This window comes from Roseovarius gaetbuli (assembly GCF_900172365.1).
GTDB lineage: Bacteria > Pseudomonadota > Alphaproteobacteria > Rhodobacterales > Rhodobacteraceae > Roseovarius > Roseovarius gaetbuli.
Genome location: NZ_FWFJ01000019.1, coordinates 1 through 22,481, shown reverse-complemented (window position 1 = coordinate 22,481; position 22,481 = coordinate 1). Strand labels below are relative to the sequence as shown.

At 62.1% G+C, this 22,481-nt stretch carries 24 protein-coding genes; 15 read left to right on the top strand and 9 right to left on the bottom strand.

Features of this window, described 5'->3' with window-relative positions; translation table 11 throughout:
- The first annotated feature begins 2 nt into the window (after nucleotides 1–2).
- The 9 genes from ROG8370_RS10710 to ROG8370_RS10670 all read left to right on the top strand — a co-directional run bounded on the left by ROG8370_RS10710 (nucleotide 3) and on the right by ROG8370_RS10670 (nucleotide 9,002).
- Nucleotides 3–371 carry a MerR family transcriptional regulator gene (locus ROG8370_RS10710; RefSeq protein ID WP_085827123.1) on the top strand — a complete coding sequence of 123 codons (369 nt, stop codon included), beginning with the start codon at nucleotides 3–5 and terminating at the stop codon, nucleotides 369–371.
- A 178-nt stretch (nucleotides 372–549) separates the two neighbouring features.
- Complete coding sequence (locus ROG8370_RS10705) at nucleotides 550–951, top strand: MerR family transcriptional regulator (protein ID WP_073198743.1); 402 nt, start codon at nucleotides 550–552, stop codon at nucleotides 949–951.
- 34 nt (nucleotides 952–985) lie between these two features.
- On the top strand, nucleotides 986–2,764 hold the full coding sequence (locus ROG8370_RS10700; RefSeq protein ID WP_085827079.1) for an acyl-CoA dehydrogenase C-terminal domain-containing protein: 1,779 nt from the start codon (nucleotides 986–988) through the stop codon (nucleotides 2,762–2,764).
- Nucleotides 2,765–2,812: 48 nt separating this feature from the next.
- Entirely contained in the window at nucleotides 2,813–3,025 is a 213-nt protein-coding gene (locus tag ROG8370_RS10695) for a hypothetical protein (RefSeq protein WP_073198748.1), read from the top strand.
- 15 nt (nucleotides 3,026–3,040) lie between these two features.
- Nucleotides 3,041–4,195 carry an acyl-CoA dehydrogenase family protein gene (locus ROG8370_RS10690; protein ID WP_085827078.1) on the top strand — a complete coding sequence of 385 codons (1,155 nt, stop codon included), beginning with the start codon at nucleotides 3,041–3,043 and terminating at the stop codon, nucleotides 4,193–4,195.
- Nucleotides 4,196–4,457: 262 nt separating this feature from the next.
- Nucleotides 4,458–5,093: a glutathione S-transferase family protein gene (locus ROG8370_RS10685; RefSeq protein WP_085827077.1), complete on the top strand. Its 636-nt coding sequence runs from the start codon at nucleotides 4,458–4,460 to the stop codon at nucleotides 5,091–5,093.
- Between the two features lie 15 nt (nucleotides 5,094–5,108).
- A complete protein-coding gene (locus ROG8370_RS10680) occupies nucleotides 5,109–6,320 on the top strand; it encodes an acetyl-CoA C-acetyltransferase (protein ID WP_085827076.1) in 1,212 nt (403 codons plus the stop codon).
- Nucleotides 6,320–6,811, top strand: coding sequence for a cupin domain-containing protein (locus ROG8370_RS10675; RefSeq protein WP_085827075.1), 492 nt, complete (start codon nucleotides 6,320–6,322; stop codon nucleotides 6,809–6,811). Before ROG8370_RS10680 ends, ROG8370_RS10675 begins: the two co-directional genes overlap by 1 nt.
- The gene (locus ROG8370_RS10670; protein ID WP_085827074.1) at nucleotides 6,804–9,002 is read left to right on the top strand and encodes a 3-hydroxyacyl-CoA dehydrogenase NAD-binding domain-containing protein; all 2,199 of its coding nucleotides are present in this window, start codon (nucleotides 6,804–6,806) and stop codon (nucleotides 9,000–9,002) included. Before ROG8370_RS10675 ends, ROG8370_RS10670 begins: the two co-directional genes overlap by 8 nt.
- A 55-nt stretch (nucleotides 9,003–9,057) precedes the next feature.
- Here ROG8370_RS10670 and ROG8370_RS10665 read toward each other — a convergent pair whose 3' ends face one another.
- From ROG8370_RS10665 to ROG8370_RS10655, 3 genes are all read right to left on the bottom strand, one after another.
- Nucleotides 9,058–11,091 carry a TRAP transporter permease gene (locus tag ROG8370_RS10665; RefSeq protein WP_085827073.1) on the bottom strand — a complete coding sequence of 678 codons (2,034 nt, stop codon included), beginning with the start codon at nucleotides 11,089–11,091 and terminating at the stop codon, nucleotides 9,058–9,060.
- An 89-nt stretch (nucleotides 11,092–11,180) separates the two neighbouring features.
- The gene (locus tag ROG8370_RS10660; protein WP_085827072.1) at nucleotides 11,181–12,185 is read right to left on the bottom strand and encodes a TAXI family TRAP transporter solute-binding subunit; all 1,005 of its coding nucleotides are present in this window, start codon (nucleotides 12,183–12,185) and stop codon (nucleotides 11,181–11,183) included.
- 146 nt (nucleotides 12,186–12,331) lie between these two features.
- A complete protein-coding gene (locus tag ROG8370_RS10655) occupies nucleotides 12,332–12,982 on the bottom strand; it encodes a carbonic anhydrase (RefSeq protein ID WP_085827071.1) in 651 nt (216 codons plus the stop codon).
- 159 nt (nucleotides 12,983–13,141) lie between these two features.
- Here ROG8370_RS10655 and ROG8370_RS10650 point away from each other — a divergent pair, with 159 nt between their 5' ends.
- The 4 genes from ROG8370_RS10650 (at nucleotide 13,142) to speB (ending at nucleotide 16,689) form a co-directional block, all read left to right on the top strand.
- Nucleotides 13,142–13,522 (top strand): hypothetical protein, encoded by a 381-nt coding sequence (locus ROG8370_RS10650; RefSeq protein WP_085827070.1) that lies wholly within the window; start codon nucleotides 13,142–13,144, stop codon nucleotides 13,520–13,522.
- Nucleotides 13,523–13,604: 82 nt separating this feature from the next.
- Entirely contained in the window at nucleotides 13,605–14,984 is a 1,380-nt protein-coding gene (locus ROG8370_RS10645; RefSeq protein ID WP_085827069.1) for a leucyl aminopeptidase family protein, read from the top strand.
- The gene (locus ROG8370_RS10640) at nucleotides 14,981–15,730 is read left to right on the top strand and encodes a C40 family peptidase (RefSeq protein WP_085827068.1); all 750 of its coding nucleotides are present in this window, start codon (nucleotides 14,981–14,983) and stop codon (nucleotides 15,728–15,730) included. Before ROG8370_RS10645 ends, ROG8370_RS10640 begins: the two co-directional genes overlap by 4 nt.
- Nucleotides 15,727–16,689 carry an agmatinase gene (speB, locus tag ROG8370_RS10635; RefSeq protein ID WP_085827067.1) on the top strand — a complete coding sequence of 321 codons (963 nt, stop codon included), beginning with the start codon at nucleotides 15,727–15,729 and terminating at the stop codon, nucleotides 16,687–16,689. The genes ROG8370_RS10640 and speB overlap by 4 nt, the downstream gene beginning before the upstream one ends.
- On the opposite strand, the gene modC is transcribed toward speB, so the two are convergent.
- The 6 genes from modC to ROG8370_RS10605 all read right to left on the bottom strand — a co-directional run bounded on the left by modC (nucleotide 16,686) and on the right by ROG8370_RS10605 (nucleotide 21,799).
- Nucleotides 16,686–17,786, bottom strand: a complete 1,101-nt coding sequence (gene modC / locus ROG8370_RS10630) for a molybdenum ABC transporter ATP-binding protein (protein WP_085827066.1) — start codon at nucleotides 17,784–17,786, stop codon at nucleotides 16,686–16,688. The genes speB and modC overlap by 4 nt on opposite strands.
- Nucleotides 17,783–18,484 carry a molybdate ABC transporter permease subunit gene (gene modB, locus ROG8370_RS10625; protein ID WP_245827318.1) on the bottom strand — a complete coding sequence of 234 codons (702 nt, stop codon included), beginning with the start codon at nucleotides 18,482–18,484 and terminating at the stop codon, nucleotides 17,783–17,785. Before modB ends, modC begins: the two co-directional genes overlap by 4 nt.
- Nucleotides 18,465–19,229 carry a molybdate ABC transporter substrate-binding protein gene (gene modA / locus ROG8370_RS10620; RefSeq protein ID WP_085827065.1) on the bottom strand — a complete coding sequence of 255 codons (765 nt, stop codon included), beginning with the start codon at nucleotides 19,227–19,229 and terminating at the stop codon, nucleotides 18,465–18,467. Before modA ends, modB begins: the two co-directional genes overlap by 20 nt.
- 68 nt (nucleotides 19,230–19,297) lie before the next feature.
- Complete coding sequence (locus tag ROG8370_RS10615; protein WP_370738336.1) at nucleotides 19,298–19,678, bottom strand: winged helix-turn-helix domain-containing protein; 381 nt, start codon at nucleotides 19,676–19,678, stop codon at nucleotides 19,298–19,300.
- 10 nt (nucleotides 19,679–19,688) lie between these two features.
- Complete coding sequence (locus ROG8370_RS10610; protein ID WP_085827064.1) at nucleotides 19,689–20,033, bottom strand: DUF2794 domain-containing protein; 345 nt, start codon at nucleotides 20,031–20,033, stop codon at nucleotides 19,689–19,691.
- 110 nt (nucleotides 20,034–20,143) lie between these two features.
- The gene (locus tag ROG8370_RS10605) at nucleotides 20,144–21,799 is read right to left on the bottom strand and encodes a Y-family DNA polymerase (protein WP_085827063.1); all 1,656 of its coding nucleotides are present in this window, start codon (nucleotides 21,797–21,799) and stop codon (nucleotides 20,144–20,146) included.
- Nucleotides 21,800–21,915: 116 nt separating this feature from the next.
- Here ROG8370_RS10605 and ROG8370_RS10600 point away from each other — a divergent pair, with 116 nt between their 5' ends.
- Nucleotides 21,916–22,119 (top strand): hypothetical protein, encoded by a 204-nt coding sequence (locus tag ROG8370_RS10600; RefSeq protein ID WP_085827062.1) that lies wholly within the window; start codon nucleotides 21,916–21,918, stop codon nucleotides 22,117–22,119.
- 6 nt (nucleotides 22,120–22,125) lie between these two features.
- A complete protein-coding gene (locus ROG8370_RS10595) occupies nucleotides 22,126–22,365 on the top strand; it encodes a cytochrome c (protein ID WP_306372369.1) in 240 nt (79 codons plus the stop codon).
- Nucleotides 22,366–22,481 lie beyond the last annotated feature (116 nt).

Genomic DNA, 22,481 nt, shown 5'->3' with positions numbered 1-22,481 from the left:
CCATGACGGAAAAACGACTGTCCTTCAAGGAAATGTGCGCGACCTACGAGGTGACGCCGCGCACCCTGCGCTATTACGAGTATATCGAATTGCTTGAGCCGACGCGCGAAGGCCGGTCGCGGTTTTATGGGCCGCGCGAATGCGCCCGCATGACCCTTATCCTCAGGGGGCGCAAATTCGGCTTTGCCCTCGAAGATATCCGCCAGTGGCTCTTGATCTATGAAAATGACGGCACCGAGGCGCAAATGCAAAGCTGGATCGAACTTGCCGATCGCCAGCTTGCCGACCTCGCCGAACAGCGCGCCCAGCTTGACGAGTCGATTTCCGAGCTGAAAAAGCTGCGCGACAGCACCGCCGCCACCCTCGGATAACCGGCGCTCCGTCGGTGTGCCCGCAAGAAAATTGCCCGGCACCCCAGCTTACCTTGCTTGATCTTACGTCAACCTGAAAGTGACGCGACGTATCGGTTACGTAAACCTTCTCTGGTGTTGTAACGATGGTCACCGAGACGCAAATTGCCGCAAACCTGTTGCGACAAGAGGCAAAGCCATGACCGATGACACACTTACAATCCGCCAGATGTGCACGGCGTTCGATGTAACGCCCCGCACCCTGCGGTTTTATGAATCAAAAGAGCTGCTCTTTCCTGTGCGGGTCGGGCAAAAGCGCCTGTTCACCCGCCGTGACCGGGCCCGGCTCAAGCTTATCCTGCGCGGCAAGCGCTTTGGCTTCAGCCTTGAGGAAATTCGCCAGCTGCTCGACCTCTATGACAAGGGCGATCAGCAATTCACCCAGATCAGCCGCGCCATTGATGTGGCCAGCGAGCGGTTGGTCGACATGGAAAAGCAACGCGAAGAACTTGACGCCGCGATTGCGGACCTTCGCGAACAGATGACCTGGGGGACGCGCATGATCGCGTCGCTCAGAACCACAAAGAACGCCGCCGAGTAACGCCGCCGCGCAACCGTTTCAGGGAGAGAGACCTATGCCAAGCTACACCGCCCCCACCCGCGACACGCAGTTCGTGCTGCACGACGTGCTGAGCGTGTCGACATCCGACACCCCCGGCTACGCCGAGCTTGATGCCGAGTTCACCTCGGCCGTCCTTGAAGAGGCCGGCAAGATTTCCTCCGAGGTTCTGTCGCCGCTCAACCCGGTGGGCGATACCGAGGGCTGTGTTCTTGAAAACGGCGTCGTGCGCACGCCGACCGGCTTTAAGGCGGCGTTTGACGAGCTGCGCAACGGCGGCTGGACCGCGCTTGATCTGCCCGAGGAATATGGCGGCCAGAACATGCCTTACGTTCTTGGCACCGCCGTGGGCGAAATGTTCTCGGCCTCCAACCAGGCGTTTACCATGTATCACGGCCTGACCCATGGCGCGGCTTCGGCCATTCTTGCGCATGGCACCGAGGCGCAGAAAACGACCTATCTTCCGCGCATGGCCAATTGTGACTGGACCGGCACGATGAACCTGACAGAGCCGCATTGCGGCACCGATCTTGGGCTGATGCGCACCAAGGCCGAGCCGCAGGACGATGGCAGCTTCAAGGTGACCGGGCAGAAAATCTTCATCTCGGCCGGCGAACATGACATGGCCGAAAACATCATTCACCTTGTGCTGGCCAAGATCCCCGGCGGGCCGGAGGGCATCAAGGGCGTGTCGCTTTTCATCGTGCCCAAGTTCAACGTCAACGACGACGGCAGCCTTGGCAATCGCAACGCCGTGACCTGTGGCAAGATCGAAGAGAAAATGGGCATCCACGGCAATTCGACCTGCGTGATGAATTATGACGGCGCGACCGGTTACCTCTTGGGCGAAGAGCACAAGGGCATGCGCGCCATGTTCACCATGATGAACGAGGCACGGATCGGCGTTGGCATGCAGGGTCTGGCACAGGCCGATGTCGCCTATCAGAACGCCGTTGCCTATGCCAAGGACCGCCTTCAGGGTCGCGCCGTGACCGGCGATGAAAACCCCGATGGCCCGGCCGATCCCCTGATCGTGCATCCCGATATCCGCCGCTCGCTTCTGGATCAGAAGTCATTCGTTGAGGGCGCGCGCGCCTTCCTTCTCTGGGGCGCACAGCTTATCGACCAATCCCATCGCGGCAATGACGAGGCCGCCGAAGGTCTGATCAGCCTGATGACCCCCGTGATCAAGGGGTTTTTGACCGATGAGGGCTATGACATGACCGTGCTCGCCCAGCAGGTTTACGGCGGCCATGGTTATATCGAGGAATGGGGCATGTCGCAGTTCACCCGCGACGCCCGCATCGCGATGATTTATGAGGGCGCCAATGGCGTTCAGGCGCTTGATCTTGTCGGTCGCAAGCTGGCGCAGGACGGCGGCAAGCATGTGATGGCCTTTTTCGAGATGGTCAAAACCTTCATCAAGGAAAACGAGGGCAACGAGGCGCTCAAGGCCGATTTCCTCGATCCGCTGAAAGAGGCGTCCAAGCATCTTCAGGCCTCGGCGATGTATTTCATGCAGAACGGCATGAAGAACCCCAATGCCGCCCTTGCAGGATCATATGACTTCATGCACCTTTTCGGCCATGTCTGCCTTGGGCTGATGTGGGCGCGGATGGGCAAAGCGGCCTATGCCGCCCTTGAAGACGGGGCGGCGGATGAGATGTTCTACAAGACCAAACTGGCCACCGGACGGTTCTACATGAAGCGCCGCCTGCCTGCGACGTCGATGCACTTGGCGCGGATTGAATCGGGCGCCGACCTTGTGATGGAGCTTGACGCCGAACAGTTCTGAGCCAGCGTGGGTTTCACCCACCCTACGGTATGATGAGAGGGATGACAGATGCCGAAACGCTTTCGCCTGACCCGACGCTTTAACGCGGCAATGACCGAAGACGGCTATCGCCGCCTGCGCAAATTCGCCGCCGAGTCGGGGTTGGACGAAGGTGAGGCGCTGTCGTTTCTCTTTGAGAATTTCGACAGCGTGATCGACGAGGATACCTTTGGTCACCGGCTGCGGATTTTCAATTCGGAACTGGACGCGCGCAAACGCTAAGCGGGGAGGCTGGCAATGTCACTTTGGATGACCGACGAGCACCAGATGCTCTCTGACATGACGGCGAAATTCATCACCGATGAATGGCGCCCGCATTTCGAGCGTTGGCGCAAGGCAGGCCAGATGGATCGCGATACCTGGCAACAGGCCGGCGAACTTGGTCTGCTCTGCCCGTCGATCCCCGAGGAATACGGCGGCGCTGGTGGCGATTTTGGCCATGAGGCGGTGATTTGTATCGAGCAATCGCGCGCCAATCTCGCCAGTTGGGGCAACCCGATCCACTCTGGCATCGTGGCGCATTACATTCTCGCCTATGGCTCGGAAGAGCAGAAAAAGCGATGGTTGCCCAAGATGGTCTCGGGCGAGATGGTCGGCGCGCTTGCCATGACCGAACCCGCCGCCGGCTCGGATGTCCAAGGGATCAAGACCAAGGCCGTGCGCGACGGCAATGCCTATCGCCTGTCGGGGCAAAAGACCTTTATCACCAACGGCCAGCATGCCGACCTGATCATCGTCGCCGCCAAGACCGACCCCAAGGCGGGTGCAAAGGGCACATCGCTTGTGGTGGTGGAAACTGAAAATGCAAAAGGGTTCAACCGTGGCCGCAACCTTGAAAAAATCGGCCTGCATGCCGGGGACACCTCGGAGCTGTTCTTCGACAATGTCGAGATCCCGCCCGAGAATATTTTGGGCGGCGAAGAGGGCCAGGGTTTTTACCAGATGATGCAACAGCTACCGCAAGAGCGCCTGATCATCGCCTGCGGCGCGCAGGGTGCACTGGAAGGCGCCGTGGCGCGCACCATCACCTATTGCAACGAGCGTCAGGCCTTTGGAGGCCCGATCACCCAATTCCAGAACACCCGGTTCAAACTGGCGGAATGCCAGACCAAGACCACCGTCGCGCGCGCCTTTCTTGACGAATGCATTGCCGACCACCTGCGCGGCGCGCTGAGCGTGGAAAAGGCAGCGATGGCAAAATATTGGCTGACGGATACGCAGTGCGAGGTGCTGGATGATTGCCTGCAACTGCATGGCGGCTATGGTTATATGGCCGAGTATGACATCGCCGAAATGTGGGCCGATGCCCGCGTCCAGCGCATCTATGGTGGCACCAACGAGATCATGAAAGAGCTGATTTCGCGCGGATTCACGAAGGGGAATGCCGCATGAGCCAGTGCACGGCCCTACTGTCGGATTGCCTTCGGCGAGAGTATTTTCGCCAAGAAGAAGGGCCAAGTCCACCCCGCCCTCCGGCACGGCGCAAACCGGCGAGGGGGCAGGGCTTCTCCTTGGGCGGTCATCGGCTCTCCAGCCTGTACCGCACCGATAATCAAACCGCATTAACGTTAATGGCAGGTGAATCCCCTGCTTCTTCTTGGCAAAAATACTCAAAATCCGCGCGAGCCACAGGCGCAGCATCAGGAGCAGGAACATGACGACCAAACTCTATTGCATGGGAGAAAGCGGCAACGCCTACAAGGCGGCGCTTGCGCTGGAACTTGGCGGGCTTGAGTGGGAGCCGGTCTATGTCGATTTCTTCGGTGGCGAGACCCGCACGCCCGAGTTTCGCAAGATCAACGTGATGGGCGAGGTGCCGGTGCTGGTCGATGGGGACACGACGCTGACCCAATCCGGCGTCATGCAGATGTATATCACCGAGAAAACCGGCAAATTCGGCGGCAAGACCCCGGAGGAGCAGCGCGAGGTGATGCGATGGGTCTTCTGGGACAATCACAAGCTGTCCAGTCAGGTCGGCATGGCTCGCTTCCTTATGAACTTCCTGCCAGAGGACAAACGCCCGGCCGAGGTCATCGCCTTTACCCAAGGCCGCCTCAAAGCCGCTTACGCGTCGCTTAACGATCATCTTGAGGGGCGCGACTGGATCGTCGGCGACGCGATCACCAATGCCGATCTGAGCTGTTGCGGCTACCTGTTCTACCCCGAACCGTTCGGGTTCGAGCGCAAGGATTGGCCGCATATCGACCGCTGGCTGAGCAATATCGAGAACACACCGGGCTGGAAACATCCCTACGATCTGATGCCCGGCAGCCCCGCTGACCGCGCCTAAATGAGGAGAACCAAAATGAGCGATGCCTATATCTATGACACGGTGCGCACCCCGCGCGGCAAGGGCCGCAAGGATGGTGCCCTGCACGAGGTGACCGCCGCCCGGTTGAGCGCGCAGGTGCTGAACGCCCTGAAAGAGCGCAGCGGTCTGAGCGGTCATGCCGTCGAGGATGTGATCTGGGGCAATGTGACCCAGGTGATGGAACAGGGCGGATGCCTTGCGCGCACCGCCGTTCTGGCCTCGGATCTGGATGAGAGCATCCCCGGCCTCGCGATCAACCGCTTTTGTGCCTCTGGCATGGAGGCCGTCAATCTGGCCGCCAATCAGATCAAGGGCGGTGCCGGTGAGGCCTATATCGCCGGCGGTGTCGAGATGATGGGCCGCGTGGCCATGGGCAGCGACGGCGCGGCGATTGCCGTTGACCCGAGCATCGCGATGGAGACCTATTTCGTCCCCCAAGGCATCAGCGCCGATATCATCGCCACCGAATACGGCTTTAGCCGCGATGATGCCGACAGCCTGGCGGTTGAATCGCAAAACCGCGCCGCCGCCGCATGGGAGGACAACCGCTTCGCCAAGTCTATCATCGAGGTGCGGGATCAGAACGGGCTGACCATTCTGGATCGCGACGAATACATGCGCCCGGGCACCGACATGCAGACCCTAGGCGCGCTGAACCCCGCCTTTCAGGCGATGGGCGAGGTGATGCCCGGCTTTGATGCCGTCGCCAAGCTCAAGTACCCGCATCTGGAAAAGATCAACCACATCCACCACGCCGGCAACTCGTCTGGCATCGTCGATGGCGCCGCTGGCGTGCTGATCGGCTCCAAGGCGTTTGGCGAAAAGTGGGGCCTCAAGCCGCGTGCGCGCATCCGTCAGACCTGCAAGATCGGCACCGATCCGACGATCATGCTGACCGGGCCGGTGCCTGCGACCGAGAAAATCCTGGCCGATAGCGGCATGTCGATTTCCGACATTGATCTGTTCGAGGTGAACGAGGCCTTTGCCAGCGTTGTTCTGCGGTTTCAGCAGGCGTTTGATGTCGACCCTTCACTTGTCAACGTCAACGGCGGCTCGATCGCCATGGGCCACCCTCTGGGCGCGACCGGCGCGATCATCATCGGCACGCTTCTGGATGAGCTTGAGCGCACCGGCAAGAGCACCGGCCTTGCCACGCTCTGCATCGCCTCGGGCATGGGCGCTGCCACCATCATCGAGCGCGTCTGATGCCAAGGCTCGATCTCTCGCAAATCCCAGTCAAGGGCGGCTCGACCTATCCCGGCAAGCTGGCCGGTGCCATGGCCGGGCGCACCAGCCAGCGCTTGGGCGATGCAGGCGGTTTAAGCCAGTATGGTGTCAACCTTGTGCGCCTTGCCCCCGGCGCGATTTCGTCGTTGCGCCATTACCATATGGAGCAGGACGAGTTCGTGATGGTGACCGAAGGCACCTGCACCCTGATTGATGACCACGGCGAGCACCTGATGCAGGTTGGCGATTGCGCCACCTTCCCGGCGGGCGAGGCCAATGGCCATCACCTTGTGAACAAGACCGAGGCGCCTGCCGTTTTTCTGGTGGTGGGCACCCGGACCGAAACAGAGACCGGATATTACAGCGACCTCGACATGAAGGTGACGATGGATGCCTCCGGTTACACCTTTACCCGCAAAGACGGCAGCCCCCTGACGGCTGACCAGATCGGAGATCTAAGACATGACTGATTTCACAATGAAAACCGATGCCGACGGCGTGGCCATCATCACATGGGACACGCTCGGCAAGTCGATGAACGTGATGAACGGCCAGGGATTTTTGGACCTCGAGGCGCTGATTGACAAGGCCTTGGCGGATGACGCCGTCAAGGGCGTGATCATCACATCCGGCAAAGAGGGCTCTTTCGCGGGCGGCATGGACCTTAACGTGATCGCCAAGATGCGCGATGATGCGGGCGACGAGCCGGCCAAGGGCCTGTTTGACGGGGTTATGGGCATGCATGCCATCCTGCGCAAGATCGAGCGCGCCGGCATGGACCCCAAGACCAACAAGGGCGGCAAGCCGATTGCCGCCGCCCTGCCCGGCACGGCGCTTGGCATCGGATTGGAAATTCCGCTGGCCTGTCACCGCATCTTTGCCGCCGACAATCCGAAGGCCAAGATCGGCCTGCCCGAAATCATGGTCGGCATTTTCCCCGGTGCCGGCGGCACCACCCGCCTTGTCCGCAAACTTGGCGCGATGGCGGCCTCGCCCTTGTTGCTTGAGGGCAAGCTGAACGATCCCAAAAAGGCCAAATCCGCCGGTGTGGTGGATGAGGTTGTCCCGGCGGATGAGTTGATCGCAAAGGCCAAAGAATGGGTTCTCAGCAGCCCCAGCATCGTCAAGCCCTGGGACGAGAAGGGCTATAAGATGCCCGGCGGCGCGCCCTATCATCCGGCCGGCTTCATGACCTTTGTCGGCGCAAGCGCGATGGTCAACGCCAAGACCCAAGGCGCGTTTCCCGCCGCCAAGGCGCTGCTGAGCGCGGTTTACGAGGGGGCATTGGTGCCGTTTGACACCGCCCTCAAGATCGAGGCGCGCTGGTTCGTCAATGTTCTGATGAACCCAAGTTCAAGCGCGATGATCCGCTCGCTGTTCATCAACAAGGAAGCGCTTGAAAAAGGCGCCAACCGCCCCGATGTGCCTGACCAGCGGGTCAAAAAGGTTGGCGTCATGGGCGCGGGCATGATGGGCGCCGGGATCACGTTGGTGTCGGCCATGGCCGGGATGCAGGTGGTTCTGATCGACCAGAAACAAGAGGCCGCCGACAAGGGCAAGGCCTATACCGCCGATTACATGGACAAAGGCATCAAACGCGGCAAGGCCACCGAAGAGAAAAAGGCCGCCGCGCTTGACCTGATCACGGCAACCACGGATTACGCCGCGCTTGCGGGGTGTGATCTTATCATCGAGGCGGTGTTTGAAGACCCCGCCGTCAAGGCCGAGGTCACCAAAAACGTGCTCAAGGTCGTGGGCGATGACTGTATCTTTGCCACCAACACCTCGACCCTGCCGATTTCCGAACTGGCCAAGGCCAGCGACAAGCCCGAAGATTTCATCGGCATCCACTTCTTTAGCCCCGTGGAAAAGATGATGCTGGTCGAGATCATCAAGGGGGCGAGGACCGGCCCACGGGCCGTGGCCAAGGCGCTTGATTACGTCCGCCAGATCCGCAAGACGCCGATCGTGGTCAATGACGCGCGGTTCTTTTACTGCAACCGCTGCATCATTCCCTATATCAACGAAGGCATCCGCATGGTGGCCGAGGGCGTCGCGCCCGCGCTTATCGACAATGCCGCGCGTCAGTTGGGCTTTCCTGTGGGTCCGCTGCAACTTGTTGATGAAACCTCGATTGATCTCGGCGCCAAGATCGCCCGCGCCACCAAATCCGCGATGGGCGCCGATTATCCCGACGAGGCGGTGGACGAGGTCATCTTCTGGATGGAGGGCGAGGGCCGTCTTGGCCGCAAATCCAACGCCGGGTTCTTTGACTATGACGACAAGGGCAAGCGTCAGGGCTACTGGCCCGGTCTTGCGGCGAAATATCCCCGCGCCGAGGATCAGCCCGACCTGCACGAGGTGCAGCATCGCCTGATGTTCGCGCAGGTTCTCGAAGCGGTGCGCGCGCTTGAGGAAGGTGTGCTTGAGGATATCCGCGAAGGCGATGTCGGCGCCATTCTCGCCTGGGGCTTTGCGCCTTGGTCGGGTGGTCCGTTCAGCTGGCTTGACATCATCGGCACGCCCTATGCCGCCGAGCGCTGTGATCAACTGGCCGAAAAATTCGGACCGCGCTTTGCCACACCGGCGCTGCTGCGCGAGATGGCCGATAAGGGTCAGAGCTTTTATGGCCGCTTTGACACGCAGGCAGACGCAGCCTGATCCAACCCCGTTGAAAAAGACGCGCGCCCTTTCACCGGGGCGCGCGTTTTGCGTTTCACGCCGCTTGCGTAGAGCGGCGGCGCAGTTGCACGATCAGGATCGGCAACCAGAGCACCAGCCCAAGCGCCATCGTCTTGAGCCCCGGCGCGATGAACAGCAGCGACACGATGGCGACCCACCACCGCTCGGCCTTTGACATATGGCTCAGGAAGAACCCAGAGAACGCCACGCCAAGCCCGCCAATCCCCATCATCGCGCCCGCAAGCGTGATGGTGAAGGCGCTCCATGTGAACCCGTCGGTCACGATCAAAAGCGCCGGGGAATAGACAAAGACAAACGGCACAAGCGCCTTGGCAATCCCAAGCCGGAACGCGGTATTGCCGGTCTTGAACGGATTGGCCCCCGCGATTCCCGCCGCCGCATAGGCCGCAAGCGCCACGGGCGGCGTGATATCGGCCAGAACGCCGTAATAGAACACAAAGAAATGCGCCACGATCGGCTCGACCTGTAGCTGCGCAAGCGCCGGGGCCGCAACGGCCACGAGGATGATATAGGTCGCCGTTGTCGGTATCCCCGCACCCATGATGATGCAGGACGCCGCGATCAGGATCAGAGACACGAACAGCGCCCATTGCATCACGCTGAAATAGCTCAGCGGCCAGAGCCCACCCAAGGTGTTGCCGATATCGGTCGCCGTCTGCACCACCACATAGCCAAGCCGAAACCCGACGCCCGTCAGCGTGACCACACCCACGACCACGCCCACCGTCGCCGCCGCCGCGCCGACCGCAAGCGTGTTGCGCGCTCCGTCGCCCAGCGCCTGCCACAGGTCCTGTATCGTGAGGCGGTTGACCGGGTTGAGAAAGCCGACGACGACACAGGCGATGATGCCGTAAACGGCGGCAAAATCCGGGGTGCGCCCGCTCAGGATCATATAAACCAGAATGATCAGCGGAATGACCGACAGCCAATGCTGGCGCAGCACCAGACCCATTTTCGGCAGTTCTTCGGCCTTCAGCCCGCGCAGGCCAAGCTTGCGCGCCTCAAGATGCACCATGATGAAGATGCCGAAATAATGCAGCAAGGCCGGAAACAGCGCCGCCGCCAGAACATCGCGCAGCGGAATTTCGAGATATTCGACCATGATAAACGCCGCCGCCCCCATGATCGGCGGGGTGATCTGTCCGCCGGTCGAGGCCGTTGCCTCGACCGCGCCGGCGAAATGCGCCGGATAGCCGACCTTTTTCATCGCCGGAATGGTCAGCGCCCCGGTGGTCACCGTATTGGCAATGCTTGATCCTGAAATCGTGCCCATGAAGGCCGAGGAAAAGATCGCTACCTTGGCCGGGCCACCCGCATAGCGCCCGGCAATCACCATCGCGAGATCAATGAACAACTGGCCAAGCCCGATGCGCGTGGCCAAAACGCCAAAGAGGATGAACAGGAACACGTACTGCGCCATCACCCCGATGGCGATGCCGTAGATGCCTTGGTTCGTCATGTAGAGGTGGTTGATCAACCCCTGCCAGCTTACCCCGCCATGCTTGAGAGCACCCGGCGCCCATGGCCCGAACAGGGCAAAGGCCACAAAGATCAGCGCGATGATCGGCAAGGTCGGCCCAACCGAGCGGCGTGCCGCCTCTAGCGTCAACACCAGCAAGGCTGTGCCCATGAACACATCCGTCCCCGAGGGGTTGCCGACCCGCACCGACACCACCGAAGGCGGCAAGAGCGGCAGGTAAAGCGAGGCCGCCACCGCCAGAACCGCCAGAACCAGATCCCAGACCGGCACGCCGCTTATGCGATACCACGCCGGACCGGGAAGCGACGTACTCAAGCTGCGCCGCCAGGCGAAGAGCAAGAACACCAGACCCAGCACGAAGGACAAATGTATTCCCCGGTGCAGCAATTCACGCACAAGAGCAAAGCCCGAGGCGTAGAAATGATAGGCAGACATCGCCACCAGAGCGACGCTTATCACCCCGGCGATCAAGGGGCCGGTGGGGCGAAACGCCAGTTCGGGATCGAACTTGCGCTCGATCTCGTGAAGCTCATCTACGCTGAGCGCGTGATCGGTATCATGGGTCATGGCCGGGGTGCCTCTGGCAGGGGTCGGGACAAAAACCGGCGGCCCCATGTAAGGGCCGCCGGTCAGGGCACTAGAGATGCCCCCAAGGCTTACTTCAAGAGGCCCGCTTCGCGATAGAAACGCTCGGCACCGGCATGAAGCGGCACGCCAATGCCGTTCAGCCCGGTATCGGGCGTGATGGTCTTGCCCTTAGCATGGCCCACATCCAAAAGCTTGCGCGAATTGTCGTTCCACAGCGCCTTGGTGATCTCATAGATCAGGTCGTCATCCTCTTTGGCAGAGGTGAACCACTGTGCGCCAACGGCAACGGTTGTCGTCGCGCCGACACCTTCATAGGTGCCCTCGGGGATATCGCTCTGGCCGAAAAAACCATATTTTTCGGTCAGCGCCCTGGCGCCGTCGCCCTCAATCGGCACAAGCTTGATATCCGCCGCCGAGGCGAGTTCGACAAGCGAGCCGGTCGGATATCCGGCGACCACAAAGAACGCATCAATCCGCCCATTGCGCAGCGCATCCGAGGCGGCGTTGCCCTTGAGAGCCTCTGCTGTGACATCGTCAGCCGAAAGACCGTTTGCCTCAAGGATCAAACCGGCATCGACATAGGTGCCCGAGCCCGGCTCGTCGAGCGAGACGCGCTTGCCCTTGAGGTCGGCCACGGAGTTGATGCCGCTATCGGCGCGGGCCACAAGGTGGATATGCTCTTCGAACAGCGCCGCGATGGTGCGCAGATCGGTCGCTGGCGGCTGGCCGTCCATGGTACCGGTGCCGGTATAGGCCCAATAGGCCACGTCCGATTGCGCAAAGCCGGAATTGCGAAGGCCCGAGTTGATCGCGTTCACGTTATCGACCGAGCCGCGCGAGGATACCGCCGAGGCAATCAACCCATCCACGCCACAGCTTCCGCCTTCGTCACAGGGGCGCGAGCCGGGGGGCTTGGAAATGGCGTTGGCGATCACGCCGCCGACCGGATAATAGGTATAGGCGGTTCCGCCGGTGCCGATGGTAAAAAACTTGAGGTCCTGCGCTGCGGCAGCGCCTGCAAGGCCCACGGCCACAACCGCGCCCGCCGCCAGCGTGCGCATGAAATTCGTCATAGGTTTCATTCGGTTCTCCCTGAACTCATGGCACGGCGTTTTCCCGTGCCTTATGTCGTCGTACAGGGCAAAATTGCCCCGAACGCTGCGTGCAGGTTAGGCAGGTGAATACGCACGTGCAAGCCTTGCGCGCCGAACCGATTGTCTTAGAGCGGGATAAACTCTTTTTGCGCGGCGCTGAACTGTTCCAGATCACCCGAGCCGATTTCATGCCAAAGACCATGAATGGTCAGCGAGCCGTCCTTGACCGCCTCGGCCACGAAGGGAAAGGTCATCAGGTTTTCAAGTGATACGACAACCGATTCCTTTTCCAGCGCCCGACGCTGTTCGGCCTCATCCTTGATCTCGCGTACCCGTTCATAGCCGGGGCGCAGGATATCCATCCAGCGGCCCACAAAGCTTGACTCGGCCTCAAGATCGGGGGCGTGGCCCGAACACATATCAAGACAGCCCTGAACCCCGCCGCAATTGGAATGACCCAGCACGATCACATGCGCCACCTTGAGCGCCATGACCGCATATTCCACCGCGGCCGAGGTGCCGTGCTGTGCGCCATCCGGGCAATAGGCCGGGACAAGATTGGCGATATTGCGGTGAATGAAGAACTCGCCCTGATCCGCGCCGAAGATCGAGGTGACATGCACGCGGCTGTCGCAACACGAAATAATCATGGCGCGCGGATGCTGACCATCCGTAGCAAGGCGGCGATACCACGCCTGATTTTCGGTATAGGCGGTGGCCTTCCAGCCGTGAAAACGTTGCACCAGATAGCTGGGCAGGGGGCGGGCGTGTTCCATGATCTCTCCGGGTCTTGGGGCACTCGGGTGCTGGATAGTCTGAATTCGCATAGAATTCGAGAGATAAATCGCCGCGCTCGAAACCATTTGGGAACCCTGAAAATGCAATGATGCTCGCAGTCGTGGGGATTACTATGAACTCAGAATTCGGGTGAGAATGTGGAACAGGTGACATTGCTTAAACAAGACGAAACGGTCCGGCTTGATGCCGACCGGCTAGAGGCGCTTTACCTTCAGCTTGGCGAATCAAATGCCGAGGATGTGGTGTGTCGCGCGCTGGAAGAACTCGCCGCGCGGCTGTCGCATTCCGAGCGCTGCCACCGCGAGGGGCGGCTTGAGGATATGCGCAAAAGCACCCGAAGCCTGATCGCCATCGCCGATCAGATCGGGATGCAGCTTTTGGCGCGGGTCGCGGGCGACGTCACCGGTTGTATCGACGCCGGTGATCACAATGCGCTTGCTGCCACCTTTGCGCGGCTGTTGCGGATCGGCGAACGCTCGCTCTGCGAAATCTGGGATCTTCAGGAATTGCCACTTTGATCAGCATCCCCATTTGATGGGTTGCAGGCGGCGAAATCGCGACTAGGCTGGGCAAAAATACCTGCCCGAAAGGCCCGTCGCCATGACCCTTACCTTCGCCCCGGATACTGCCTCTGCCATTCCTTTGCATGTGATTGCCGAGGATGCGCTTGAGACATGGCTTGCGGATCAACCCGAGCGGATCAAGGCCTGGGTTGGCGCCGCAGGGTTCACCGGCGCGCTTGGGCGCACGCTTTTGATCCCCGGCGAGGCGGGCACTATCGAGATGGCCCTTGCCGGATATGGAAGTGCGTGCACCCGTGCGCGTGGCCGGTTTCATCTGGCGGGCTGCGCCGCCACCCTGCCCGAGGGCACGTACCGCCTTGAGGGGCTGCCCTCTGATCAGGCCGAGACCGAGGCGCTTGGCTGGCTCCTGTCGCATTACGCCTTTGAGCGCTATCACAGCCAAAGCCCGGCCAAGGCCCGGCTGATCGCCCCCGAAGGGATTGATGCCACCCGCCTTGAAATCATAGCGGCGGGCGAGGCGCTGACCCGCGATCTGATCAACACGCCCGCCTCTGACCTTGGGCCAGATGCGCTTGAAGCGGCCTGCACGGCGATCGCCACGCAACATGGTGCAAGCATCGAAACCATTTGCGGGCGCGACCTGCTCGATCACAATTTTCCGCTGATCCACACCGTCGGACGCGCCGCCGAAACCGAGCCGCGCCTGATTGATATGCGGTGGGGCAAGAGCGGGCCAAAGCTGACGCTTGTTGGCAAGGGCGTGTGTTTTGACACCGGCGGCCTTAACCTCAAACCCGGATCAAACATGGGGTTGATGAAAAAGGATATGGGCGGGGCCGCCACGGTTCTGGGGCTTGCGCATATGATCATGGCGCTTGGGATGCCGGTTCAATTGCACGTGCTCATCCCGGCGGTCGAAAACGCCGTTGCCGGCAATGCCTTTCGCCCCGGTGATATTCTGACCGCGCGCAATGGCCTCACGGTCGAGATCAACAATACCGATGCCGAGGGTCGCCTTGTGCTGGCGGATGCGCTTGCCTTTGCCGCCGAAGAGTGCCCCGATTTCATCATCTCGATGGCCACGCTGACCGGTGCCGCGCGGGTCGCTGTCGGGCCGGATATTTCGCCCTATTACACCGATAGCGCGGCAATGGCCGCCGCCCTTGAAGGCGCCGCCGAAAAGGTTGCCGATCCGGTCTGGCGCATGCCGTTTCACACGCCCTACGAGGCGATGATCGAACCGGGTATCGCCGATCTCGACAATGCACCCTCGGGCGGATTTGCCGGGTCGATCACCGCCGCGCTGTTCCTGCGCCGCTTTACCGATGGGCTGCCTTACGGGCATTTCGACATCTACGGTTGGACGCCCACCGCAGCCCCGGCGCGCCCCAAGGGCGGCGTCGGCATGGGCGCGCGTGCCCTGCTCGAGGCGCTGCCGAAGGTACTCTCGCTGTGAGCGATACGCGGCTCATCTCGGTCCCGATTGCCGATCTGCGCCGCGCGCCGGATGGCCCACGTGAGCGCCAGCTTTTGATGGGCGAAGCGGTGACCATGCTGGACATCACCGATGGCTGGGCCGAGGTCAGTGCCGCGCGCGACGGCTATCACGGCTATCTGCCCGAAGCCGCACTGACAACCGGCACGCCGACCCATCGCGTGAGCGCGCGCGCCACGCATCTATATCCCGAGCCAGATTTCAAAACCCCCGAACGCCTGAGCCTGAGCCATGGCGCGCGGCTGACCGTGCTTGGCACCGGCGCGCGCTTTGCCGAAACACCGCAAGGCCATGTGCCGCTTGCCCATCTCAGCCCGCTTGAAAGCGTCGAGGCCGATCCCGTCACAGTGGCCGAGCTTTACCTTGGCACGCCTTACCTCTGGGGCGGCAATTCGTCGTTTGGCATTGATTGCTCCGGTCTGGTTCAGGTCGGCTGCCTCGCCTGCGCCATCCCCTGCCCCGGCGATAGCGGCCCGCAAGAGACCGCACTTGGCACCATTCTGCCCGAGGACGCCCCGCTTGAGCGCGGCGACCTGTTGTTCTGGAAAGGTCATGTGGCATGGGTGGCCGACGCCGATAGGCTGATCCACGCCAATGCCTTTCACATGGCTGTCGCCTATGAGGGCATCAACGACGCTATCAAAAGAATAGAAACACAGGGCGACGGCCCCGTCACCGCGCGCAAACGCCTGAAAGGAAGACCATGACATCCGATCCGTTCTTTCACCCCGTGTCGGGGTTTGAATTGCCCCGCTTTGCCGGCGTGCCCACCTTCATGCGCCTGCCCTATGTGCCGCATGGGCATGACCGCTACGACGATGTGCAAATTGGCCTGATTGGCGTGCCCTGGGACAGCGGCACCACCAACCGCCCCGGCCCTCGCCATGGCCCGCGCCAGTTGCGCGATGCCTCGACCATGATCCGCGCCCAGCACGCCACCAGCGGCATGCGCCCTTTCGAGGCGCTCAATTGCGCCGATCTTGGCGATGTCGGGCCGAACCCCGCCGATATCATCGACAGCATGGCCCGCATCACCGCCTTTTACGATCAGGTCACAGATGCCGGGATCACCCCTCTGACGGCAGGGGGCGATCATTTGACGACCCTGCCGGTGCTGCGCTCTTTGGCGCGGCGCGCGCCGCTTGGCATGATCCATTTCGATAGCCACACCGATCTGTTTCATTCCTATTTCGGCGGCACCCTGTACACCCATGGCACACCGTTTCGCCGCGCCGTCGAAGAAGGCCTGCTTGATCCCAAGCGGGTGGTGATGATCGGCATTCGCGGCACGATGTATGACACTGAAGATCGCGATTTCGCCGCCGCCAACGGCATCCGCCTGATCCTGATCGAAGAGTTTCACGCCCGCGGCCCAGAGGATGTGATGGCCGAAGCGCGCGAGATTGCCGACACAGGCGACACCTACGTGAGCTATGACATCGACTTTGTCGATCCGACCTTTGCCCCCGGCACCGGCACGCCCGAGGTGGGTGGACCCAACAGCTATCAGGCGCTTCAGGTGGTGCGCGGGCTTGAGGGCGTTAAAATCGTCGGCGCCGATATGGTCGAGGTTTCGCCGCCGTTCGACACCTCTGGCGGCACCGCCTTTCTTGGCGCGTCGATCATGTTCGAGATGCTCTGCGTCATGGCCAAGGGTGCAGCCTAGGTCGGGCCGCTTCCGCCCACATCGAGCGGCGCAATCGACAGCGACTTGATCACCGCAAAACACCTCTGCCCCGGCGCAAGCGCAAGCGCGCGGGCAGAGCGCTGCGTGATCCGGGCCAACACATCCTGATCCGCGCCCATGCGCAGGCGCACCATGACGCCCGGCCCCTGCCCCTGTCGCAAATCGGTCAACTCGCCCTCAAGCACGTTGAGCGCCGATAGCCCCTCGGGGCGTTGACGCGACAGGATCACATCCTGCGCCGCGATCCTGACCCGGACCTTTGCGCCCATCACGGCCGCAAAGCCCGGCACCAAAAGCCGCCCGCCCGCCACCGCAAGCTCGCTCAACCCATCGTCGTGATGCGCCAGAACCTGCGCCCGCAGGACAGACCCGGCGGCGCGAATGCCAAAGGCCGGGGCCGCAGCCGGGTCCGACAGGATATCCTGCGCAAGGCCAGCGCGGCGCACCTCGCCTGCCTCAAGCATGACGATGTGATGGGCAAGTCGCGCCACCTCTGACACCGAATGGCTGACGTAAATCACCGGCACCCGCATGCCATCGCGGATCGCCTCGATATAGGGCAGGATCGCGCCCTTGGCCGCATCATCCAGCGCCGAAAGCGGCTCGTCCATCAACAACAGGCGCGGCGCGGTCATCAGCGCGCGCGCCATCGCCACGCGCTGTGCCTCGCCCCCCGAGAGGCCCGAAGGGCGGCGCGTCAAAAGCCCCTCAAGGCCAAGCGCGGCCACGATACCCGACCGATCAGGGTTACGCCCCGCCTTGCGCGCGCGCCGCTCCGCATAAGCGAGATTGCCAGCCACGCTAAGATGCGCAAAAAGCCGCGCGTCCTGAAAGACATAACCGATGGCGCGCCGATGCGGCGGCACAAAGCACCCCGGCCCCTGCCAGTCCTGCCCATCAAAGGACACGCGCCCCTGCGCGCGCGTTTCAAGCCCGGCGATCACCCGCAACAGGCTTGATTTACCGCTGCCCGACGGGCCAAACACCGCCGTCAGGCCACTGGGCGCAAAACCCTGCGACACCGCAAGGCGGAACCCCGGCAAATCGAGCGTGAGATCAACCGCCAGACCGCTCATCCCGCATGCACCGGAAAGCGGCGATTGGCGGCATAGACCGCAATCAGCACCACAAAGGAAATCCCCAAAAGAATCGCCGACAACAGGTGCGCCTGTGCATACTCCAAGGTCTCGACATGCTCGTAAATCGCGATGGATATAACCTTGGTCTGGCCTGGAATATTGCCGCCCACCATCAAAACCACGCCGAATTCGCCAAGCGTATGCGCAAAGCTCAGCACCATCGCGGTGAGGTATCCGCGCAGCGCCAGCGGCGTGGCGACGGTGCAAAACCGATCCATCGGCCCGGCCCCAAGCGAGGCTGCCGCCTCCATCGGGTGACGGCCAATTGCCTCGAAACTGGCCTGAAGCGGTTGCACCGTGAAGGGCAAAGAATAGAGCACCGAGGCCACCACAAGCCCGGTGAATGAGAATGTAAGCGCGCTGCCGGTCACATCGCGCCAGGCCCCGCCAAGCATGCTGTTGGGGCTGAGCAGAACCAAGAGGTAGAACCCCAAAACCGTCGGCGGCAGCACCAGCGGCAAAGCCGTGATCGCCTCAACCGCCACCTTGGCGCGGCTCTGCGTTTGCGCCAGCCACCACGCCAGCGGCGTGCCGATGATCAGCAGGATCACCACGCTTACCCCCGCCAGCCGCATCGTTAGCCAAAGCGGCGTGAGGTCGGGAAAGGGCGCGCCATCACTCCACATGATAGCCATGCCCCGTGATCACCGCGCGCGCCTCTGGTGTCTTGAAATAGGTCAGAAAATCACGCGCGACGGCATTCGTTTCGGTTAGCAAAACCGCATCCTGCCGGATCGGATCGTAAAGGGCCTCGGGCACGTCCCAGAGGCCCCCTGACTGGCGGTTGCGGGCTGAAATCGCGTAGGATTTTGCCACCAGCCCCAGCTCGGCATTGCCGGTCGCAACCATCGAGAACGCCTGCCCGATGTTCTGGCCCATCACCAGCTTCGGCTTGAGCGCCTCCCAGAGACCAAGCCCCTGCAAGGCCTGTTTCGCCGCAAGGCCATAGGGCGCAAGATCGGGATTGGCGATGGCCAGATGCGCGAAGTCCCCGGCCCGAAGCACGGTTGCGCCGTCGGGCGTGATGACGCCGGGCGTCGCGCTCCAGAGCACAAGACGCCCTTCAGCGTAGGTAAAGCGCGTTTTTGCAACGGCGTACCCCTCGGCCTCAAGCCGCGCGGGACGGGCCTGATCAGCGGCAAGAAAGGCGTCAAAGGGCGCGCCTTGGATGATCTGGGCAAACAGTTTTCCGGTCGAGCCGGTGACAAGCGTGATCCGATGATCGGTTTGCGCCTCGAACCGTGCAATCAGGTCTTCCGCGGCCTCGGCAAAATTCGTCGCCACCGCAATCGTCGCCGTTCCGGCCTGGGCCGCGCCGATGCCGAGGGTAAGCAACAGCAGCACGCAAAGGCGGCGCAAAATGGTGACGGCGGCACGCATTGGCGGCCCTTCCCGGTCTCGTTATGTTTGAAGGGAAATATCCCGCGCAGCGCAGCCGATGACAAGCGCTATTTTTCGCCAGACATATCGCCAAGCAGGGCAGTGATGGCCGCGATCTCGGCCGCGCCCTGATCGGCGCAACGCCGTTCCAGCGCGCGATAGTGGCGCAAGACCTCTTCCCCGGTTGCGGTGAGGGCCGCGCCGCCGCCCTTGGCGCCACCGCGCGCGCTTTGCACGACCGGCGCGCGGAACATGGCATTCATGGTCTCGACCAGCATCCAGGCGCGCTTGTAGCTCATGTTCATCGCGCGACACGCCGCCGAGATTGATCCGGTTTCGGCAATTAGTTCAAGCAAATCGGCCTTGCCCGGCCCAATCATCGCGCCGCCCCCGAACACCAGCCGCAGGCGCAAATCTGCGCGCGCTTTTGGCGTGTCTGGCGCAGGCACGCTCAACCGCTCACTCCACAGCGCGGATAAGCTTGCGCTCCAAGACGCGCAGCACGGGCTTGAGATCGTGACCGCGCTTCAAAACCTGTCCGTCGATGCCAATCACTGCATATTGCCCCTGTTTTGCACGCAACTTGGGCCGCTTTTCGATCCGGTAAAGCGGGTTTTCCGCTGTGCGCCGAAAGATCGAAAAAACCGCCACGTCGCGCAGACAGGAAATGCCGTAATCGCGCCATTCCCCAGCCGCAACCATGCGCCCATAAAGCGACAGGATGACCGCCATTTCAGTGCGATGAAACGCAACCTGCATCGGCGTGCCGGACACTTGGATCGGGCTGAAAGACTGAAAGGTCATGGCTATAGAGTTGCCCCAAAGCCCTCGCGAATCAAGCGAATTCGCGCGCGGCCCATTTTCTTCGGCGAAGAAAATGCCAAGAAAATTCGGCGAATTTTCTAATCCCTCTGCTAGGCGAACCGACCCTGACAAAACCAGCCGGGCGACAGGGCGGCCCCGTAAGCGTAATAAAGCCAGAGTTCTTCGCCGCGCGCGGTAACCACCCACCAGTAATCGCGCACCCCGCTGCGCCACTCGGGATCGTCAAGCCACCATTCCGGCGCAATCCGTTCAGGCCCCGTGGCACAGACCACCTCATGCGAGCGCCCCCGCCAATGAAACCGCTCTTTGAGGTGCGGCGTCTCGGGGGCGCGCACCGGCTCTGGCCGCCAGATCAGCAAGGGGCGTTTGATTGCCGGGGTTGGCCACGCTCCGGGGGCCGGGCCCGACCAGGCCGCCGCCAAAACCTGCGCCGACTTTTCCGGGACATGGCTGCTACCGGGGTGGCGGCGAGTGATCGCCTCAAGCCCGATGCGCGCTCCAAGCCGCCCCATCAGGTCCTCAATCGCGCAGGCCTGTGATTGGCGCCGCTCCGCAGCCCCGAGGGCGGTGACGTGCCCCGCCATCTGCGTCGCCTCAATCCGCTCGGTTTCAACCGCTTCAAGGCGCAGCATATCAATGCCAAACCCCGCCTCGATCTCGTCAAGCTTCATCGCCAGCAACGGCAGGATGCCCTGGGCTGTGTCGGCAGGGCGGGCAAGCCCGACCTGCACCGCCTGCACCGTGCCATCGACGCGAAACACCTCGAACCGCACCCGCCGCGCGCCATGCCCACGGTCACGCAAAAGGGCACAGAGCCGATCCGCCAGCCGATCCAGACCGGCGCGCAGATCGTCTTGCAATCCGATCGGCTCGGGCAGGCTGAGCCGGGTTGCGAACGCCTGTGTCGGCATCAGAGGCGAGACCTGCTCCGGCACCAGCCCGACCGCCTGATCGAGCCGCAACAGCAACTCAGGCCCAAAGCGGCGCGCCAGAGGCCCACGCGGCTGTCCGCTCAGATCCCCGATCCGGCGCAGGCCAAGGCGGCCCAGTTCCTGCACCATATCCTGCGGCAAACGCAAGGCCGCCACCGGCAGGGGGGCAAGCGCGCCGCGCATCTGTCCTGGCGGCGCAATCTGTCCCACCGCCCCCGCTGGCCGCACGACCGGCGCCGCGCCGCCGCGCTCCCACGAGCGGCGCTTGGCAGCCCGCGAGCGGGTGGCGCGCGCCTCTTGGTCGATCGCGTCGCCCGACCGGATCGCTTGCCCCCCCTCTCCGGCGAAACGCGCAAGCGCCCAGGCCGCCCCCACCGTATCCGCCAGCCCACAGCGCGCGCTAAGCCCAAGATCCACCGCCCCCTGCGCCAGCCCCTCCATCATCGCCGCCTCACCGCCGAAAAGATGTGTGCAACCCGTGATATCAAGCACAAGCCCGGCCTCGCCCTGAAGCCCCACCCAAGGCGAAAAGCGCCCGGCCCATCGGCACAGCCCACGCAAGAACGCCGCCTCTGCCGGTCGGTTCTGTGGCTCTGTCACCAGAGCGGCACAAAGCGCGCGGGCATCGCGCAGCGGCTGTCCGGGCGACAGCCCCGCCGCCTCGGCGCGATGCGAAAGCGACACCAGAACCTGGCTTTGCCCCGCATCGCCCACCACCGCGAAGGGCAAATCCCCCATATCCCCCGCGCGCCGCAAAAGGCGTTCGGCCCCAAGCCGGGGAAACCAGACAGACAGGATACGGCGGGCAGACATTACGTATATTGTTCACTTTTTGTTCTTTTTAAATTGGCCGCACAAATGAGTCGAGTCCCCCCTCCCTTGAGCATCCAAAATGTTAGACTATCGGCATTTGCACCAGTAAACATTCGATGACACCCATTGCCCGTCCGGCCCTTGTGGTCTGCCTCTGCCTTGCTCTTGCCACCACCGCACTGGCCCACTCGGGGGTGCGCAACCACGCCGTGATGATGCGTATAGAGGCGATGCCAAGCTCCGAGACAGCGACTGAACGCCTCGTTGCGATGGTCAAAGGCCAGAGCGCGTTTGACGCCACCGCAGCCAACACCGCCTAACAGGCCCTGAAAACCCATATGAAGGATATTCCGGTCCTCTTTCGTGACGCTCAAAGCGATCCGAAATCCGAGGCGCTTCCGCTGATCTGGGAAAACCGGGCCGACTTCGAGCGGAAAGGCAACAGCGCCTACCTCGCCGTTTCTGCACTTGACACCCATAGCCTTGACGGCCTGCGCAGCACGCTGTTGAGCGTTGGCAATACCTGCCTTGACTGCCATCAGAAATACCGCAAAGAGAAGCATTGAGCGCCCAGAATTCGTCGTTAATGCCACTTTCGATGCCGCCCTCATATTGAAACCACCGCGCGCTTGCCGCATGGTTGGGGCAAATAACACAGAAGGAAAATCCAATGCGCACAAGA

What these genes read in the sequence shown, in the direction of transcription:
- ROG8370_RS10660 (WP_085827072.1), bottom strand. Translation starts at nt 12,185, where the DNA reads ATGACGAATTTCATGCGCACGCTGGCGGCGGGCGCGGTTGTGGCCGTG.
- ROG8370_RS10675 (WP_085827075.1), top strand. Translation starts at nt 6,320, where the DNA reads ATGCCAAGGCTCGATCTCTCGCAAATCCCAGTCAAGGGCGGCTCGACC.
- ROG8370_RS10700 (WP_085827079.1), top strand. Translation starts at nt 986, where the DNA reads ATGCCAAGCTACACCGCCCCCACCCGCGACACGCAGTTCGTGCTGCAC.
- ROG8370_RS10645 (WP_085827069.1), top strand. Translation starts at nt 13,605, where the DNA reads ATGACCCTTACCTTCGCCCCGGATACTGCCTCTGCCATTCCTTTGCAT.
- ROG8370_RS10610 (WP_085827064.1), bottom strand. Translation starts at nt 20,033, where the DNA reads ATGACCTTTCAGTCTTTCAGCCCGATCCAAGTGTCCGGCACGCCGATG.
- ROG8370_RS10655 (WP_085827071.1), bottom strand. Translation starts at nt 12,982, where the DNA reads ATGGAACACGCCCGCCCCCTGCCCAGCTATCTGGTGCAACGTTTTCAC.
- modB (WP_245827318.1), bottom strand. Translation starts at nt 18,484, where the DNA reads ATGGCTATCATGTGGAGTGATGGCGCGCCCTTTCCCGACCTCACGCCG.
- speB (WP_085827067.1), top strand. Translation starts at nt 15,727, where the DNA reads ATGACATCCGATCCGTTCTTTCACCCCGTGTCGGGGTTTGAATTGCCC.
- modA (WP_085827065.1), bottom strand. Translation starts at nt 19,229, where the DNA reads ATGCGTGCCGCCGTCACCATTTTGCGCCGCCTTTGCGTGCTGCTGTTG.
- ROG8370_RS10600 (WP_085827062.1), top strand. Translation starts at nt 21,916, where the DNA reads ATGACACCCATTGCCCGTCCGGCCCTTGTGGTCTGCCTCTGCCTTGCT.
- ROG8370_RS10705 (WP_073198743.1), top strand. Translation starts at nt 550, where the DNA reads ATGACCGATGACACACTTACAATCCGCCAGATGTGCACGGCGTTCGAT.
- ROG8370_RS10680 (WP_085827076.1), top strand. Translation starts at nt 5,109, where the DNA reads ATGAGCGATGCCTATATCTATGACACGGTGCGCACCCCGCGCGGCAAG.
- ROG8370_RS10605 (WP_085827063.1), bottom strand. Translation starts at nt 21,799, where the DNA reads ATGTCTGCCCGCCGTATCCTGTCTGTCTGGTTTCCCCGGCTTGGGGCC.
- ROG8370_RS10690 (WP_085827078.1), top strand. Translation starts at nt 3,041, where the DNA reads ATGTCACTTTGGATGACCGACGAGCACCAGATGCTCTCTGACATGACG.
- ROG8370_RS10670 (WP_085827074.1), top strand. Translation starts at nt 6,804, where the DNA reads ATGACTGATTTCACAATGAAAACCGATGCCGACGGCGTGGCCATCATC.
- ROG8370_RS10710 (WP_085827123.1), top strand. Translation starts at nt 3, where the DNA reads ATGACGGAAAAACGACTGTCCTTCAAGGAAATGTGCGCGACCTACGAG.
- modC (WP_085827066.1), bottom strand. Translation starts at nt 17,786, where the DNA reads ATGAGCGGTCTGGCGGTTGATCTCACGCTCGATTTGCCGGGGTTCCGC.
- ROG8370_RS10685 (WP_085827077.1), top strand. Translation starts at nt 4,458, where the DNA reads ATGACGACCAAACTCTATTGCATGGGAGAAAGCGGCAACGCCTACAAG.
- ROG8370_RS10695 (WP_073198748.1), top strand. Translation starts at nt 2,813, where the DNA reads ATGCCGAAACGCTTTCGCCTGACCCGACGCTTTAACGCGGCAATGACC.
- ROG8370_RS10665 (WP_085827073.1), bottom strand. Translation starts at nt 11,091, where the DNA reads ATGACCCATGATACCGATCACGCGCTCAGCGTAGATGAGCTTCACGAG.